The 16,349-nt window shown below is 70.5% G+C and carries 14 protein-coding genes; 8 read left to right on the top strand and 6 right to left on the bottom strand.

Annotated elements, in window-relative coordinates:
• Positions 1–16 precede the first annotated feature (16 nt).
• The gene (locus OG302_RS24265) at positions 17–1,282 is read left to right on the top strand and encodes an extracellular solute-binding protein (protein ID WP_371528702.1); all 1,266 of its coding nucleotides are present in this window, start codon (positions 17–19) and stop codon (positions 1,280–1,282) included.
• A 38-nt stretch (positions 1,283–1,320) separates the two neighbouring features.
• Here the strand turns inward: OG302_RS24265 and OG302_RS24260 are convergent, their stop codons facing one another.
• On the bottom strand, positions 1,321–2,874 hold the full coding sequence (locus OG302_RS24260; protein ID WP_371528701.1) for an MFS transporter: 1,554 nt from the start codon (positions 2,872–2,874) through the stop codon (positions 1,321–1,323).
• Between the two features lie 62 nt (positions 2,875–2,936).
• Here OG302_RS24260 and OG302_RS24255 point away from each other — a divergent pair, with 62 nt between their 5' ends.
• The gene (locus OG302_RS24255) at positions 2,937–3,998 is read left to right on the top strand and encodes a helix-turn-helix transcriptional regulator (RefSeq protein ID WP_371528700.1); all 1,062 of its coding nucleotides are present in this window, start codon (positions 2,937–2,939) and stop codon (positions 3,996–3,998) included.
• A 109-nt stretch (positions 3,999–4,107) separates the two neighbouring features.
• Here the strand turns inward: OG302_RS24255 and OG302_RS24250 are convergent, their stop codons facing one another.
• Positions 4,108–5,115, bottom strand: coding sequence for an RNA polymerase sigma factor RpoD/SigA (locus OG302_RS24250; RefSeq protein WP_371528699.1), 1,008 nt, complete (start codon positions 5,113–5,115; stop codon positions 4,108–4,110).
• A gap of 184 nt (positions 5,116–5,299) precedes the next feature.
• Here OG302_RS24250 and OG302_RS24245 point away from each other — a divergent pair, with 184 nt between their 5' ends.
• Complete coding sequence (locus OG302_RS24245) at positions 5,300–5,842, top strand: N-acetyltransferase family protein (protein ID WP_361832401.1); 543 nt, start codon at positions 5,300–5,302, stop codon at positions 5,840–5,842.
• 82 nt (positions 5,843–5,924) lie between these two features.
• Positions 5,925–6,977, top strand: a complete 1,053-nt coding sequence (locus tag OG302_RS24240) for a questin oxidase family protein (RefSeq protein WP_371528698.1) — start codon at positions 5,925–5,927, stop codon at positions 6,975–6,977.
• 51 nt (positions 6,978–7,028) lie between these two features.
• Here the strand turns inward: OG302_RS24240 and OG302_RS24235 are convergent, their stop codons facing one another.
• The gene (locus OG302_RS24235; protein ID WP_371528697.1) at positions 7,029–7,811 is read right to left on the bottom strand and encodes a dioxygenase; all 783 of its coding nucleotides are present in this window, start codon (positions 7,809–7,811) and stop codon (positions 7,029–7,031) included.
• Between the two features lie 119 nt (positions 7,812–7,930).
• On the opposite strand from OG302_RS24235, the gene OG302_RS24230 reads away from it, so the two are divergent.
• Positions 7,931–8,446 (top strand): MarR family winged helix-turn-helix transcriptional regulator, encoded by a 516-nt coding sequence (locus OG302_RS24230; protein WP_371528696.1) that lies wholly within the window; start codon positions 7,931–7,933, stop codon positions 8,444–8,446.
• 82 nt (positions 8,447–8,528) lie between these two features.
• On the opposite strand, the gene OG302_RS24225 is transcribed toward OG302_RS24230, so the two are convergent.
• Positions 8,529–10,037 (bottom strand): MFS transporter, encoded by a 1,509-nt coding sequence (locus tag OG302_RS24225; RefSeq protein WP_371528695.1) that lies wholly within the window; start codon positions 10,035–10,037, stop codon positions 8,529–8,531.
• A gap of 123 nt (positions 10,038–10,160) precedes the next feature.
• The gene (locus OG302_RS24220) at positions 10,161–10,817 is read right to left on the bottom strand and encodes a TetR/AcrR family transcriptional regulator (RefSeq protein WP_371528694.1); all 657 of its coding nucleotides are present in this window, start codon (positions 10,815–10,817) and stop codon (positions 10,161–10,163) included.
• Between the two features lie 285 nt (positions 10,818–11,102).
• On the opposite strand from OG302_RS24220, the gene OG302_RS24215 reads away from it, so the two are divergent.
• The gene (locus OG302_RS24215; protein WP_371528693.1) at positions 11,103–12,386 is read left to right on the top strand and encodes a M6 family metalloprotease domain-containing protein; all 1,284 of its coding nucleotides are present in this window, start codon (positions 11,103–11,105) and stop codon (positions 12,384–12,386) included.
• 10 nt (positions 12,387–12,396) lie between these two features.
• Here the strand turns inward: OG302_RS24215 and rho are convergent, their stop codons facing one another.
• Positions 12,397–13,620: a transcription termination factor Rho gene (gene rho / locus OG302_RS24210; RefSeq protein WP_371528692.1), complete on the bottom strand. Its 1,224-nt coding sequence runs from the start codon at positions 13,618–13,620 to the stop codon at positions 12,397–12,399.
• Between the two features lie 371 nt (positions 13,621–13,991).
• On the opposite strand from rho, the gene OG302_RS24205 reads away from it, so the two are divergent.
• Positions 13,992–14,783, top strand: coding sequence for a 3-hydroxybutyrate dehydrogenase (locus OG302_RS24205; protein ID WP_371528691.1), 792 nt, complete (start codon positions 13,992–13,994; stop codon positions 14,781–14,783).
• A gap of 116 nt (positions 14,784–14,899) precedes the next feature.
• Positions 14,900–16,297: an MFS transporter gene (locus OG302_RS24200; RefSeq protein ID WP_371528690.1), complete on the top strand. Its 1,398-nt coding sequence runs from the start codon at positions 14,900–14,902 to the stop codon at positions 16,295–16,297.
• The last annotated feature ends 52 nt before the right edge of the window (positions 16,298–16,349 follow it).

Here is a 16,349-nt window from a genome sequence, read left to right as displayed (position 1 = left end):
GAAGGTGGCAAGCCCGGTGCGTCGTCGACAGTTCCTGACCAACTCGGCCGGTCTCACCGGCGCCTCCGTCTCCACCCTCGGACTCGGTCTCAGCGCCTGCTCGCCCGACAGCGACACCACCACCCTCAAAGTCCTCGTCGCCAGCTACGACAAGAGCGTCGGCTCCTCCATCGGCGACCAATGGGGCGGCCTGGTCAGCGCCTTCGAGAAGGCGCACCCCACCGTCAGGATCGCCCTGGAACGCGTCCCCTTCGACAAGCTGGACCGCACGCTCGCCCGCCGGGTGAAGGACGGCGAGGCCCCCGACATCGCCCAGTCGAACGTCTTCGCCCCCTACGCCGAGGACGATCAGCTCTACGGCGCCTCCGAGCTCTTCGACATCCGCACCGAGGCCGACTTCACCCGCTCGTACGCCGAGGCGGGCTCGGTCAAGCACATCCAGTACGGCATCCCGTTCCTCGCCAGCACCCCGCGCCTCTTCTACAACAAGGCCCTCTTCAAGCAGGCCGGCCTCACCGGCGCCCCCACCTCCTGGGGCGAGCTGCGAGCGGCGGCCGTCGCGCTGAAGGGGATCGGCGTGAAGACGCCGTACGGGCTGCAGTTGGGCCCCGAGGCCGCCGAGGACGAGGCCCTGTCCTGGCTGCTCGCGGACGAAGGCGGCTACGCGGGCCTCGCGGCCGGCTACGACTTCAACACCGCGGCCAACGTCCGGACGCTGACCTGGCTGCGGGACGAACTGGTGGCCAAGGGGCTCGCGGGCGCGGACCCGGCGGGGCTCAACAGGACGGCCGCGTACGAGCAGTTCATGCGCGGGCGCATCGGCATGCTGATCGCGCACCCGGTGCTCATGGGAGCCGCCGACAAGGTCAAGTTCCCTTACGCGCATGCCGCGTTCCCGACGCGGAGTGGCGGGGCGGCGGCGCCGGTGGGCCTGAGCGACTGGCTGATGGCGTTCAAGCGGAACGGCCACGGCGAGGCGTGCGGCACGTTCCTCAGCTACCTCTACGGCCGCAAGTCGGCGAAGACGTACGGCGGCGGCCAGGCCGCGCTCCCGGTGACCGGCTCCGCGTCGGCGGCGCTGCGCGCGGACCCGGCCCAGCGCCCGCTGTGGAAGTTCATCGACCAGATGCCGCAGGCGCAGTTCCAGCCGGTCAGCCTGCGCTCGTGGCCGACGGTCCGGGCCGCCATCCGCAAGGAGATCGGAGCCGCCGTCACCAAGGGCGGCGACCCCGGTGCCGTACTCGCCTCCCTGGACACGACGGCGGCCCAGGCAGAGCTCTAGGCTCCACCCGGGCCGCACCCGCCCGCACTTCCCGGGACTCAGGAGGTCAACGCGGGCTCCCGCTCAGGAGATTCACCGGACGACGCGTCGACGACGGCATCCCCACCGCCTGTGCTCCCATCGTCGCCCTCGACATGCCGGCGCGGCTTCGACGGCAGGGCGAACATCAGCAGGAAGATCACGACGAGCACGCCGACGACCCACCACAGCGAGTTCTGGAACGCGCCCACGATCTCCATGGGCACCTCGCTCCGCGCCGCCTTCTCGTCGATCGCGCCGAAGAACACCACGGAGACCAGGCCGAGTCCGAGCGCCGTACCCATCTGCTGAACGGTGTTGAGCAGCCCGGACGCGGACCCGGAGTGCTCACGCGGCACGTCCGACAGGATGGCGTCGGTCAGCGGCGCGACGATGAGGCCCATTCCGGCGCCCATCACGACCAGCGGAAGCGCCATCTGCCAGGACGCGATGCCCGCGCCGTACCGGTCCGCCTCCCAGATGTAGAGCAGCACTCCGGTGGCCATGACGAGCGCGCCGCCCTGCAGCACCTTGCGGCCGAACCGCGGCACGAGCTTCTGCACGGACATGCCGGCCGCCACCGAGACGGCGATCGAGAACGGCACCCCGGTCGTGCCCGCCCGCAGCGCGCTCCAGCCGAGGCCCTCCTGCATGTACAGCGTCCAGACCAGGAAGAAGATGCCCATCGAGACGCCGAACACGGTCTGCACCGCGATGCCCGCCGCGAAGCTCTTCACCTTGAACAGGGACAGCTCCACGAGCGGCGAACCGTCCTTGGCCGCCTTCGCCTTCTCGTACGCGACGAGCGCGCCGAAGACCACGAGTCCGCCCGCCATCATGGCGTAACCCCACAGCGGCCAGTCCAGCTCCCGGCCGCGGGTGAGCGGGTAGAGCACCATCAGCAGGCCGAGCGTGACGAGGACGACGCCGACGAGGTCGAGCTTGAGTGCCTTCGGTGCCTTGGACTCGGTGATGAACTTGCTGCCGAGGATCAGCCCCGCGATGCCGACGGGCAGGTTGATGAGGAAGATCGGGCGCCATTCGAGCCCGAAGAGGTTCCACTGGGTCAGCAGCGCGCCGAGCAGCGGTCCCGACACGGCACCGAGGCCCACGATCATGCCGAAGAGCCCGAAGACCTTGCCCCGCTCGTGCGCCGGGAAGGTGGCGTGCACGATCGACAGGACCTGCGGCACCATCATCGCGGCCATGCCGCCCTGCAGGATCCGGGACGCGACCAGCATCTCCGGGTTGGCGGCGAAGCCGCAGAGGGCGGAGGCGAGCGTGAAGCCGCCGATGCCTATGAGGAACATCCGCTTGCGTCCGTGGATGTCGCCGAGGCGCCCGCCGGTGATGAGCCCGGCCGCGAACGCGAGTGCGTAGCCCGCGGTGATCCACTGGATCTGGCTGTACGTGGCGCCCGCGTCCTGCTGGATGGACGGGATCGCGATGTTGACGATGGTGACGTCGACCAGGTCCATGAAGGCCGCGGTCATCACGATGGCGAGGGCGAACCAGCGGCGCCGGTCGGCGGCAGCCGCTCCGGTCGGTGCTGTGGCGGGGCTGCTGAAAGTCATGAGAGGAATCTAGAAGCCATATAGGCCAGAGCGTGTCCTAGATGCGCGGCATCCTGGAAAACATGACATCAACTTCCGGCACGACTTCGGGCTCGGCGTCGGCTTCGACCTCGGCCTCAGAAAGGTCCGGCCGTTCCGGCGGTTCCGGCGGTTCCGGCGGTACGGACACCCCGGCTCGGCTGCTGCAGTTGCTCTCCCTGCTCCAGACCCCGCGGGAGTGGCCGGGCGGTGAGCTGTCCGACCGGCTCGGGGTCAGCCGTCGCACGGTGCGGCGCGACATCGACCGGCTGCGGGACCTCGGCTATCCGGTGCAGGCGAGCCAGGGGGCGACCGGCGGCTACCGCCTCGTCGCCGGCAAGGCGATGCCTCCGCTCGTCCTGGACGACGAGGAGGCCGTGGCGATCGCGGTGGGGCTGCGGGCCGGGGCGGGCCATGCGGTGGAGGGGGTGGAGGAGGCATCGGTACGGGCCCTGGCGAAGCTGGAGCAGGTGCTTCCGTCCCGGCTGCGGCACCGCGTGCAGACCCTGCAGATCGCCACGACCCCGCTGACCAGCGGGGACGGCGCGAGCATCGCTCCCGAGACGCTGACGGTGATGGCGTCCGCCGCGGCGGGCCAGGAGCGCCTCCGGTTCGCGTACCGCTCCGGTGACGGCACGGAGTCCCGGCGTCTGACGGAGCCGCACCGTCTCGTGTCGACGGGGCGGCGCTGGTATCTGGTGGCGTACGACATCGACCGCGACGACTGGCGCACGTTCCGCGTGGACCGGGTCTCGTCCCCCTTCGCGACCGGCGCGCGCTTCGTCCCCCGGGAGCTGCCGACGGGGGACGCCGCGGAGTTCATCCGCCGGTCGATGTGGCGGGGCCAGCCTTCGTACGCGATCGACGTGACGTTCGAGGCGTCGGCGGAGTCCATCGCGGCGAGGTTCCCGGCGGCCCTGGGCACGCCGGAGTCCCTGACGGCCACGACGTGCCGCCTCCGTGCGACGGTGACGGACTCCGTCGAATGGCTCGCGGTCCGTCTCGCCACGGCGGGCTGCGAGTTCGTGGCCCACGGCCCCCCGGAACTGATCACATGCCTCCAGGACATGGGTTCCCGCCTGAACCGCGCCTCCGCCCCGGCCTAGCGGGGCGGCCGACTCCCCTGCGGAGGCAAGAAAAATGAGCCCCGGTGCCGGGGGGGATGGCACCGGGGCTCAGCTATAGGGAGTCCACTGAAGGCTGGGACCGCGCCGCCTAGGCCGCCGCGTCGAAGCCCGTGTCGCGAGCCAGCTTCTTCAGTTCGAGGAGCGCGTGCTTCTCGATCTGGCGGATCCGCTCACGCGTCAGGCCGTGCTGCTTGCCGACCTCCGTCAGGGTCCGCTCGCGGCCGTCCTCGATGCCGTACCGCATCTTGATGATGGAGGCCGTGCGCTGGTCGAGGCGGCCGATCAGGTCGTCCAGTTCCTCGCTGCGCAGCAGGGTCAGGACGGACTGCTCCGGCGAGACCGCCGAGGTGTCTTCGAGCAGGTCACCGAATTGCGTGTCGCCGTTGTCGTCCACGCCCATGTTGAGCGATACCGGGTCGCGCGCCCAGTCCAGGACGTCCGTGACACGCGACGGCGTGGAGTCGAGCTCCGCGGCGACCTCTTCCGGCTCGGGGTCGCGCCCGTGCTTGCGGTTGAACTCGCGCATGACCCGGCGGATCCGGCCGAGCTCCTCCACCAGGTGGACGGGGAGGCGGATGGTGCGCGACTGGTCGGCTATGGAGCGGGTGATGGCCTGACGGATCCACCACGTGGCGTACGTGGAGAACTTGAAGCCCTTGGCGTAGTCGAACTTCTCGACCGCGCGGACCAGGCCCGCGTTCCCCTCCTGGATCAGGTCCAGGAGCGGCAGACCGCTGCGCGGGTAGCGGCGGGCGACCGCTACGACCAGACGCAGGTTGGACCGGATGAAGACGTCCTTGGCCCGCTCGCCGTCCGCGATCAGGGCTTCGAGCTCCTCGCGGGAGGCGGACTTGGCGGCGGCGGAGTCCTCGACCTCGCCGTCGATTATCTTCCGGGCGTACACACCGGCCTCGATGATCTGGGACAGCTCGACTTCCTTGGCGGCGTCGAGCAGCGGCGTACGCGCGATCTCGTCGAGGTACATGCCGACCAGGTCGCGGTCGGCGATCTCCCCGCCTACGGCGCGAACACTGCGTGCCGCGTCGGTCTCGCCGGTGGAGGCGGACTTACGACGGGCGACGGCACGGGTTGCCATGCGTGCTCCCTTGCGTGTGGAGGTCCTGGTCGGCCCTTTTCACGGGCCTCTGTGGTGGAAACCACACCCTTGCGGGTGCCCTGCTTCCGATGGAAACAACGACTGGAATCCGGACAGAATTCCCAAGCCGCGCATCTATTTTCCTGACGTTGCAGTACCCTGTGCCGCCACAAAGGGAGGCCGGATGCCGTCGGAACGTACAGAGGTGCAGGTCAGGCCGGGCACGGAGGCCGATCTCGGCGCCCTGACCGCTCTCTACAACCACTATGTACGTGAGACGGCGATCACATTCGACACGGCCGTCTTCCTGCCGGAAGAGCGCCGCCCTTGGCTGCTCTCCCATCCTGAAGACGGCCCCCACCGTCTATTGGTTGCCCAGGAGCGGGATTCCGGCCTGATCCTCGGGTACGTCACGAGTTCTCCTTTCCGGGCCAAGCCCGCATACGCCACCTCAGTGGAAGTCAGCGTCTATTGCGCGCCGGATGCCACGGGCCGCGGCATCGGCACCCTGCTCTACAAGGCGCTCTTCGAGGCCCTCGAAGGCGAGGACCTGCACCGCGCCTACGCCGGGATCGCCCAGCCGAACGACGCCTCCGGCCGCCTCCACGAACGTTTCGGCTTCCGGCACGTCGGCACGTACCGCGAGGTGGGCCGCAAGTTCGGCCGCTACTGGGACGTCGCCTGGTACGAGCGTCCCCTCGGCCCCCGGCCCCCAAGCGGGACCTAGGTCCCGCAGGCCCCGGCCTAGGTCCCGACCTAGGACGCAAGGCCGTTACGCCCCTGCTCAGGCCCCGCCTAACGTGCCGCCCATGGACGCCACAGCCGACAGCGCAGCCGACACCCCGACCGACACCACCGGCACCCTCGACGAAGCCCTGCAGCGCCTGCACGCGTCGGGCCCCGAGCGCCTGGGACGCCTCACCAACCACGCGCCGATGGCCGTCGAGGCGCTCGCCGCGCACGGCCGCTCCGGTGCGGTCCACCGCTGGCTCGAGCTGTACGCGCCGAAGTTGGAGGAGTACCCGAGCGCGGTCGAAACAATCACGGACGCCAACTGGCGTGCGGCCCTGGGCGATCCGCGCCGCGCGGCGGACTGGATCGCGTACTTCGCGAGAGAGGTCGGCGAACGCCCCTGGCGCGACGTACTCGCCGCGTGGTGGCCGCTCCTGCTGCCGGGCATGTACGGCGGCTCCACGCACCCCGTGATCCGGGTGGGGCACGCCGTCCGCACCCTCCTCACCACCCCGGAGACCGAGCCCCGCGTCACCGAACTCGCCCACGGCCTCGGCTACTGGGCCGCCCGCCACCACCCCGCCACAGGAATCGCGCTCCTGCCGGGAGGCGCCTCCTCCGCGGCCGGCGCCCTGGATTCCGTGGAGCCGATCGCGGACCGGGCCGACGGCGGTTTCCCCGCAAGGCTGGGCCGGGTCGCGGGCCTGCCCGCGTGGGCGGCCACGGTGACGGACCCCGACGAGGCGCACCGCGGGCTCACCGAGCTGGTGCGCGCGGCCACCCACCGGTACGCCACGCACGGCCACGGCGAGGAGACCATGCTGGTGCACGCCTCGACGGCGCCCAACGCCGTGCTGCGCGCCCTGCCCGCGCTGCCCCGCACCCTGTGGGCGCCGAGCCTGCACGCGGCCTGGACGGCATCGGCCGCCGTGACCGCGATGTACGCCCCGGACGCCCCGGTCGCGTACACCGCACCCGGCACCTTCGCCCCCGAGGAGGTCTTCGAGCGGGCCCTGGCACACGGTGACGAGCACGTCATCAAGTTCGCCGACACGGCACTGGACGTGGGCGACGAGCGCGCCCTGGCGTCGGCCCTGCGCGCGATCGAGATCAGCGAGCCGCTCCAGTAAGCGGTAAGCGAGATCAGCGAGCCGCTCGTCCAGGGCCGCGGCGCGGCGCCGTCAGCCGAACTGCACCGACCTCTTCGCGAGCCCCATCCAGAACCCGTCGATCACACTGCGCTGCCCCACGAGGTCCCCGGCGGCCTCCGCCGCCCCCAGCGTCACGAACAGGGGCGCGAAGTGCTCCGTGCGCGGATGTGCGAGCTCGCCCGCCGGGGACTTGTGCCGGAAGTCGAGGAGTCCGTCCACGTCGCCCGCGTCCAGCGCCTCATGGCCCCACGCGTCGAACTCCACCGACCACGACGGCGTACCGCCCTGGCGCAGTGCCGCCAGGTTGTGCGTGAAGAAGCCGCTGCCGACGATGAGCACGCCCTCGTCCCGCAGCGGCGCGAGCTTGCGGCCGATGTCCATCAGGCGCCCGGGGTCGAGGGTCGGCATGGAGATCTGGAGAACGGGGACGTCCGCGTCCGGATACATCTCGACGAGCGGGACGTACGCTCCGTGGTCGAGCCCGCGATCCGGGATGTCCTGCACCGGCGTACCTGCCCCGCGCAGCAGTTTGCGTACGGAATCGGCCAGTTGAGGGGCGCCCGGCGCTGCGTACGTCACCTGGTAGTAGTGCTCGGGGAAGCCCCAGAAGTCGTAGACCAGCGGCACCGTGTCCGTCGCACCGAGCGCGAGCGGGGCCTCTTCCCAGTGGGCGGAGACCATGAGGATGGCCTTGGGGCGGGGCAGCCCGGCGGACCAGGCACGGAGCTGGCCGGGCCAGAGCGCGTCGTCGGCCAGCGGCGGTGCGCCGTGGCTGAGGTACAGGGCGGGCATGCGCTCCTGGGTTGCGGTCATGGCGGCGCCTCCGAGAACGTGCGAAGAACGATTTACTTTAACTCTCAAGCTCTCGCTCGACGATGACCCTACTCCGACATTGTTTAACTTTCAAGAAAGGGCTGCGTACAGTGGAGTACATGGATACGGCACCCACTTCTCCCCCCGACGGGGAACCGCGCTGGCTCGACGACGACGAACAGCGCACCTGGCTCGCGTACCTGCAAGCCACCACGCTCCTGGAAGATCACCTCGACCGCCAGTTGCAGCGCGACGCCGGCATGCCGCACATCTATTACGGCCTCCTGGTCCAGCTCTCCGTCGCCCCGCGGCGGCGCCTTCGCATGACGGAGCTCGCGAGGAACACCAAGATCACCCGGTCCCGCCTCTCGCACGCCATCGCGCGCCTGGAGAAGAACGGCTGGGTGCGCCGCGAGGACTGCCCCTCCGACAAGCGCGGCCAGTTCGCGATCCTCACCGACGCCGGGTACGAGGTGCTGCGCAGGACCGCGCCCGGCCATGTCACCGCCGTACGCCAGGCCATCTTCGACCGGCTCAGCCCGGAACAGCAGAAGTCCCTCGGCGAGATCATGATGATCGTCGCCGAGGGACTTCAGCCCAAGGAGGCGGGGGCGGACCTGCCCTGGCTCCGCTAGGCCCCCTTACGCGGTACCACTCGTGGTGCTACTCGCCTTTACGCGGTTGCCACTCGCCACGCCAGGTGCACGGTGGGCGCGGTCAGTGCGCGACCACCGGGATCCGCACCTCGTCCTCCACGCCCTCGGCGTCCCCGGAGGAAGCCGGAGTGCCGCTCTGGGCACCGGTGGTGATGAGGGTGAAGGCGATCGCGGCGGCGGCGGCCAGGATGCCGACGGCCCACCAGATCGCGCTGGTGTAGCCCTCGACCATGGCCTGCGCCTGGACCAGCTTCTGGGCCGCGGGAGTCGTCGCGCCCGCCGCGTGGTCCGCGATGTACGCGGTCGTGGCGGAGGCGGCGATGGTGTTCAGGAGAGCGGTGCCGATGGCGCCGCCGACCTGCTGCGAGGTGTTGACCATCGCGGAGGCGACACCGGAGTCACGCGGCTCGACACCGTGCGTGGCCAGGGACATGGCGGGCATGAACGCCGTACCCATGCCGAGGCCGAGCAGCAGCTGCGCGGGCAGGATCAGACCGGCGTACGAGGTGCCGATCTCCAGCTGCGTCAGGAGCAGCATGCCGATCGCCGCGACCACGAAGCCCGGGCCCATGAGGAGCCGCGGCGGGACGCGGGTCATCAGACGGGCGCCGATCTGCGTGGAGCCCGTGATCATGCCGACGATCATCGGCAGGAACGCGAAGCCGGTCTTGACCGGCGAGAAGCCCTTGACGATCTGCAGGTAGTACGTGAGGAAGAGGAACAGGCCGAACATCGCGATGATCGCGAGGCCGAGCGAGAGGTAGACGCCACCGCGGTTGCGCTCGGTCAGGACGCGCAGCGGGAGCAGCGGCGACTTGACCCGCGCCTCGGTGAGGACGAACGCGGCGAGCAGAACGGCGGAGCCGACGAACATGCCGATCGTCAGGGAGTCCGACCAGCCGGCCGACTCGGCGCGCGTGAAGCCGTAGACCAGCGCGACAAGGCCGAGGGTGGAGAGGATGACGCCCGGGATGTCGAGCGGCGAGCGGTTGCGCGCACCGGCCGGCTCACGGATGACGAAGTACGCGCCGAGCGCGGCGATGACCGCGAACGGGATGTTCACGAAGAACGTCCAGCGCCAGTTCAGGTACTCGGTGAGGAAGCCGCCGAGGATCAGGCCCACGGCGCCACCGCCACCGGCGATCGCACCGTAGATGCCGAACGCCTTGGCGCGCTCCTTGGCATCGGTGAACATCACGGCGAGCAGCGAGAGGGCGGCGGGCGCGAGCAGCGCGCCGAACACACCCTGCAGGGCGCGGGCGCCCAGCATCATGGCCTCGCCGGTCGCGGCGCCGCCGAGCGCGGAGGCCGCGGCGAAACCGATCAGGCCGGTCACGAAGGTGCGCTTGCGGCCCCAGAGGTCGGCGATGCGGCCACCGAAGAGCAGCAGACCGCCGAAGGCCAGGGCGTAGGCCGTGATGACCCACTGACGGTTGCCGTCGGAGATGCCCAGGTCCTGCTGTGCGGAGGGCAGCGCGATGTTCACGATGGTCGCGTCGAGGACGACCATGAGCTGCGCGAGCGCGATGAAGATCAGCGCTTTCCAGCGCCTCGGATCTGTTTCTGACATGGGAGTAGCCACCTAGCGATACGAGTGGTGAAAAAGTGACGTAAAGACGTGAAGAAGATGCGTGCCGCGCGCCGTGCAGGCGCGTGCCACGTGCGGTGCGGGTCGAACGGCCCCGGTCGAGGCTCAGCTCTGGCGGAGGTCCTCCAAGGTCGCCGCCTCACCGGGCAGCTCGGAGCGGGCAGGCGTCATCAGGCCGTCCAGGAACAGCTGCAGATGACGGTGGACGAAGCGGTCCATGTTCAGGCACGCGGTGCCGGGCAGCGGCCTGGTGAGCTGTGAGAGGGCGACCATCAGGTCTCCGACGGCGATGTCGGTGCGCAGCTGCCCGGCCGCGCGCGCCCTGTGCATGAGCCCGTCGGTGACGGCTTCGAGCCGCTCACGGGCGTCGACCAGATCCGGATGATCGGGGTCGAAGGCCGCCTGGAGCATCGGGCACAGGGCACCGATCCGCTCGTCGGCGGAAGAATGTACGAACCGGCGCAGGGCGTCGAACGCGGCGCTCTCGTCGGCCTCGGCCGCCTTGAGCGCCGCCTCGGCGTGTGCCGAGACGCGGTCGGTGACCAGCAGGACGACCTGGTGGACCAGTTCGGAACGGTCGGCGAAGTGCCGGTAGACCGTGGCGTTGCCGACGCCGGCCCGGCGCGCGACCTCGTCGAGCGGCACGTCGGGGCCGAACTCGACGAACATCTCGCGTGCGGCGGCGACGATCCGCTCCCGGTTGCGCAGGGCGTCGGCCCGCGGGCGGGGCGTGCGGCGCTGTGCAGCGGTGGCGGTCTCCACGGCGGCTCTCCTCAGGCTGGTGATCGGGCCTCCGGACGGTGCCGGGGCCTCGATTGCGCGATGCGGGGAGTGATTCCCCGTTTCGCTCGGACACAGGTCTAAACGGGGAGACAGTCCCCGGATATTTCCCGTCCCCCGACTTTCTTCATGTGACCCGCATCACACCTAGATGCAAAAGAAACCCACGATCGGTCGCACCCAGCGAGCGCCCGCGCACCCACCGGCACAGGGTGATCGAAAGGGTGCAGCCAGGACCGGCGGCTGCCGCAAGGGGAAGGCCCACGCATGCAGCAGCCGACCTGGCGGCAGATACGCGGAGCACGACGTGGCGCGGCACTGGCCACCTGCGCCGTCCTTGCCCTCACGGTCACCACGTCGGCGAGCACCGGCCGCCTGATGGAGGAGTCCCCCACGGCGGCGGGACCCGTGTCCCTGGCCCGCGCGACGACACTCAGCCCGTGCATGATCAACGGCGCGATGGGCGTCCAGATGTCGGAGGGCATGCCCACCACCGCCGGCTACTCCCGCTCCACGGGCACCGTCCGGGCCCTGAACCTCATGGTCGACTTCTCCGACGCCCCCGGCGAGGGCACCGCGCTCGACCGGCTCGCTGAGTTCTTCCCGCAGACGTCGGACTGGTTCCGCACCAGCTCCTACGGACGGCTCGACTACCGCCCGGAATCCCCCATCCCCGACTGGCTGCGGATGCCCAAGAGCTTCAAGCAGTACGGGATAGAGCGCGGCGCCCCCTTCGACCCCGGCTACCGCGAGCTGGTCAAGGACATCGTGGCGGCGGCCGACCCGGACGTGGATTTCCGGGAGTACGACCTGGTGAACATCCTCATCACGCCGAACGCGGGCCCTTCCGCGCTCGACACGGTCCTGTCGGTGACCTTCGCGGGCAACGCCGAGGCGCCCGTCGCGGACGGCGTCCCGGTCTCCAACGCGTCCTTCGTCTACAGCCGGCAGGACGACGGCTCGGGCAGCTACCGCGAGACCGGCTACCGCGTACTCCCCCACGAGAACGGCCATGTCTTCGGCCTGCCCGACCTCTACACGCAGGAGGGCGGCGGCGCGGTCGGCCACTGGGACATCATGAGCGAGGACTGGGGCGCCAACAACGACCTGCTGGCCTGGCACAAGTGGAAGCTGGGCTGGCTCGGCGACGACCAGATCAGCTGCGCGTCGAACTCCGGCACCACCGAGCACACGCTGAGCCCGCTGCCCACGGAGGGCGGCACCAAGCTCGCCTTCGTGCCGCTGGGCACGCAGTCGGGGTACGCCGTCGAGGTGCGCACCCGCGGCGGCAACGACGAGGCGATCTGCAAGCCGGGCGTCCTCATCTACCGGGTGGACGCGGACGTCGACACGGGCCAGGGCCCTGTCACCGTCTCCGACTCCACGAAGGACAGCGGCGGCTGCACCCGCCAGCCGAACGTCCACGCGGAGCTCTCCGACGCGGCCTACGAGCCCGGCCAGACGTTCACGGACAAGAGGACGGGGGTGCGCATCACGGTGGCGGACGTCGACGAGGAGGGCCGCTACCGGGTGCACGTCACGCGGCCGTAAGCCACCGGGGTCAGCCACCGTTGACCTTGGAGGAACCGGCGCCGGGCACGGTCTGCTGCACCTGGCGCAGGAAGGCGGCGTTGTCCGGGGTCTTGCGCAGGCGCTCGATCAGCGCCTCCAGGTTGCTCTGCGGGTCCCTGCCGTGCAGGGCACGCCGCAGGCCGCGTACGGCGGTCAACTCGTCGGCGGGCACCAGGAGTTCGTCGCGGCGCGTGCCGGAAGGGGTGACGTCGACGGCGGGGAAGACCCGTCGTTCGGCCATGCCGCGGTCGAGACGGAGCTCCATGTTGCCGGTGCCCTTGAGCTCCTCGAAGTAGTAGTCGTCGGCGCGCGATCCGGTCTCCACGAGCACGGTGGCGAGCATGGTCAGGGACCCGCCCTCCTCCGCGAGCCGCGCGGCACCGAAAAGGCGCTTGGGGCCCTGGATGGCGGCGGCGTCGACACCTCCGGAGAGGGTGCGGCCACCGCTGGACGCCGCGTTGTTGTACGCGCGGCAGAGCCGGGTGAGGGAGTCGAAGAGCATGACGACGTCCTTGCCCTCCTCGGTGAGCCGCTTGGCGCGCTCGACGGCGAGTTCGGCCAGGGCGATGTGCTGCTTGGCGGGCTTGTCGAAGGTCGAGGCGAGCACTTCGCCCCGTACGGAACGCTTCATGTCCGTGACCTCCTCGGGCCGTTCGTCGAGCAGGACGACCATGAGGTGGGCCTCGGGGTGGTTCGCGCTGACGGCCGCCGCGATCTGCTGGAGCAGGACGGTCTTGCCGGTGCGGGGCGGCGCGACGATGAGGCCGCGCTGGCCCTTGCCGACCGGCGAGACGAGGTCGATGAGCCGGGTCGCGATGCTGCCGCCGCCGTCGCCCGGCGTCTCCAGACGGAGCCGCTCGCGAGGGTGCAGCGGGGTGAGGTCGCCGAACCGCGCACGCCTGTGCAGGGCTTCGGCGGAGTGTCCGTTGACCCGGTCGGCGCCGGTGAGGGTGCGGGCCTTGCCGCAGACGCCCTCGACCAGGTCGCCCGCGCGCAGGCCGAGCCGGCGGATGAGCGTGGAGGGGACCTGTACGTCGTTCGGGGTGGGGAGGCAATCGCCGGTACGGAGATGGCCGTTGGCGTTGTGACTCACGTCGAGGATGCCGGAGACGGCGACGGCGGGGGCCGCGGCGGCCGTGTTCGCGGAGGTACTGGTGGCCGGGTTGGCGGCCTGGGCGGTGCTCTTGTTACGGGTGATGGTTGCGGTACTCATGATGGGTCCTTTCGCGAGCATGCGAATGAAGGGGCCCGGCGGGACGGTGTGTTCACGTCCCGTGCGTCGGGCGGAGAGAAGAACTGCGGCAGAGGGCTTCGCGAAAGAGACTTCGGGATATGCGGAAGCTGCGAAACCACGGAGCTGCGGGGGCCTCGACGAGGCGGAAGCAAAGAAGATCGGCACCGGCGCCACAGAAAGCGGCGTACACACGTGCTGTACGGAAGGTAGCACAGCTTGCGGGGCGCGGGACGTGACGTGGGTCACCGGGATCGTACCCGGACGGCCGCACCCATCCACATGAAGCGCTCCCTGGTTGTGTGGGCCCCACACATGGGATCCCCGGGCGGCGCGCCCTTACGTTTCCGGCCATGACGAGCCCCACTCCCCGCGGTGACGCCCCCGCAGGACCCGCCGGAACCGACCTCACCGGACGCACCGCCCTGGTCACCGGCGGCGCGAGCGGCATCGGCCGGGCCTGCGCCGTGGCCCTGGCCGACGCCGGCGCCTTCGTCCATGTCGTGGACCAGCACGCCGACGCGGCCAAGGAGGTGGCCGACGGGATCGACGGTGAGGCGCACGCCGTGGACCTCGCCGACCCCGCCGCGCTCGACGCCCTGCCCGCCCGCGTCGACGTCCTCGTCAACAGCGCCGGGCTCCAACACGTCGCCGCCATCGAGGAGTTCCCCCCGGAGCGGTTCGACCTGATCCAGCGCGTCATGGTCACCGCGCCGTTCCTCCTGCTGCGCCGGACACTGCCGCACATGTACGCCCAGGGCTGGGGCCGCGTCGTGAACATCTCCAGCGTCCACGGCCTGCGCGCCAGCCCGTTCAAGTCCGCCTACGTCGCCGCCAAGCACGCCCTGGAGGGCCTGAGCAAGGTCACCGCCCTGGAGGGCGCGGAGCACGGCGTGACCAGCAACTGCCTCTGCCCCGGCTACACCCGCACGCCCCTCGTCGAGGACCAGATCAGCGCGCAGGCCGCCGCCCACGGCATCCCGCCCGAGCAGGTCCTCACCGACGTACTGCTGCGCCGTTCCGCGGCCAAGCGGCTGATCGAGCCCGAGGAGATCGCCGCCGCCGCGCTCTGGCTCTGCGGCCCGCACAGCGGCTTCGTGACCGGCGCCTCGCTCCCCCTGGACGGCGGCTGGACCGCCGGCTGAACCCCCGCTCCCCCAGCGCCATTTACCGCCATTTAGCGCCCTCACCGCACCCCACGTCCCCGTCCGTACCCCACGTCCCCGTCGCGACACGTCCCCATCGAGAAACGGATCACGCCATGGCAGCCGCAACGCCGCGTGCCCAGGGCAGGACCCCGGGCAAGCCAGGTATCGCCCGCATCATCAGCGCCAGCCTCATCGGCACCACCATCGAGTGGTACGACTTCTTCCTCTACGGCTCGGCCGCCGCACTCGTCTTCAACACCCTCTTCTTCCCCGACAGCGACCCCCTGGTCGGCACGCTCCTCTCCTTCCTCACCTACGCCGTCGGCTTCGCCGCCCGCCCCATCGGCGGTGTCGTCTTCGGCCACTTCGGCGACAAGATCGGCCGCAAGAAGCTGCTGGTCCTGAGCCTGATGATGATGGGCGGCGCCACCTTCGCGATGGGTCTGCTGCCCACCCACGCCACGCTCGGCGTCGGCGCCCCGATCCTGCTCACGGTGCTGCGCCTGATCCAGGGCTTCGCGCTCGGCGGCGAGTGGGGCGGCGCCGTCCTGATCGTCTCCGAGCACGGTGACGACAAGAACCGCGGCTTCTGGGCCTCCTGGCCGCAGGCGGGCGCCCCCGGCGGCAACCTCCTGGCCACCGGCGTCCTCGCGCTCCTCGCCGCCGTCCAGTCCGACGAGGCGTTCCTCGCCTGGGGCTGGCGCATCCCGTTCCTGCTCTCCGGGGTGCTCGTGATCATCGGCCTGTGGATACGGGTCTCGGTCTCGGAGTCCCCGCTCTTCCTGGAGGCGCAGGCCCGCGCGGAGGCCCAGGCGGCCGAGGCCGGGGCGGCGGCCAAGCAGGACGCTCCGGTCGTCGAGGTGTTCCGGCACAACTGGCGCGGCGTCCTCACCGCGATCGGCACCCGGCTCGGCGAGAACGTCTCGTACTACATCCTCACGGCGTTCGTCCTCGTCTACGTCACCGTGCACCTGGAACTGCCCAAGAGCACCGCCCTGAACGCCGTACTGATCGGCTCCGCCGTGCACTTCGTGACGATCCCGCTGTGGGGCGCGCTCTCGGACCGGATCGGCCGCAGGCCCGTCACCCTGATCGGCTCCGTCGGGATGGCCGCGTGGGCGTTCGCGTTCTTCGCGCTCGTCGACAGCGAGTCCTTCACGGTGATCACCCTGGCGGTCACGGTCGGGCTGCTCTTCCACGGTGCGATGTACGGGCCGCAGGCCGCCTTCATCTCCGAGATGTTCGACACGAAGGTCCGCTACTCCGGGGCCTCGATGGGCTCGCAGCTCGCGTCCATCATCGGCGGTGCGCTCGCGCCGATCATCGCCGTCGAGCTGCTCAAGGACTACGACTCCGCGACGCCGGTGGCCCTCTACGTCTGCGTGACGGTGGTGATCACGACGCTGACCGTGCTGGTGGCGAAGGAGACCCGGGGCCGCTCGCTCTCCCAGCGGAGCACGGCTCCCGGGGATTCCGCCGCCGCCGTGCCGTCAGCGACAATCTCGACCTGACCCGCGGCGCGCGCCCGCGCAGCGCCCGCAGTACCCCGCTCCCGGAGGCGAC

It is taken from the genome of Streptomyces sp. NBC_01283 (assembly GCF_041435335.1).
Lineage (GTDB): Bacteria > Actinomycetota > Actinomycetes > Streptomycetales > Streptomycetaceae > Streptomyces.
This window is presented reverse-complemented; position numbering and strand designations above follow the sequence as displayed.